Annotated in this window: 1 protein-coding gene; it reads left to right on the top strand. The window is 42.4% G+C overall.

The window, feature by feature from the left end; translation table 11 throughout:
• The coding region (locus E2E34_RS36100; protein WP_208765438.1) for a hypothetical protein at nucleotides 1-377 on the top strand (377 nt) is incomplete at its 5' end.
• Nucleotides 378-380 lie beyond the last annotated feature (3 nt).

Here is a 380-nt window from a genome sequence, read left to right as displayed (position 1 = left end):
TTGGAATGATGATCAGATTGATCTCGAGAAGATGGTGGAAGCTTTACGGCACAAAATGGATAAAGAGTAATCTGCACAAAGCTAAAGGTTATGTATTGGCCACTTTGGCAACAACATTCTCTGGATGTGGAAGTTACGTTATGCAACTAGGAAGGCTGGCTTATTGTACAAAACGGGATGGTAACCAAGGTTGTGTGTCATGGTCTGGAGGCGGACATACGATGCAATGCCATATTGCTGCACAGGCTATAAATGAAGCACGTGGTTACCTAGGAGAATTTGGTGATTTAAGTGCCCACGCTAAGAATGCATTCTTAGACAGCCATAATCATGTACATAGCATGTGCGTCAGCAATAGACCAAATGGATGTAAGTAGTTA

It is taken from the genome of Streptomyces albidochromogenes, from assembly GCF_005981925.1.
GTDB lineage: Bacteria > Actinomycetota > Actinomycetes > Streptomycetales > Streptomycetaceae > Streptomyces > Streptomyces albidochromogenes.
The sequence above is the reverse complement of the archived record's forward strand: the minus strand, read 5'-3'. Positions and strand labels throughout refer to the sequence as shown.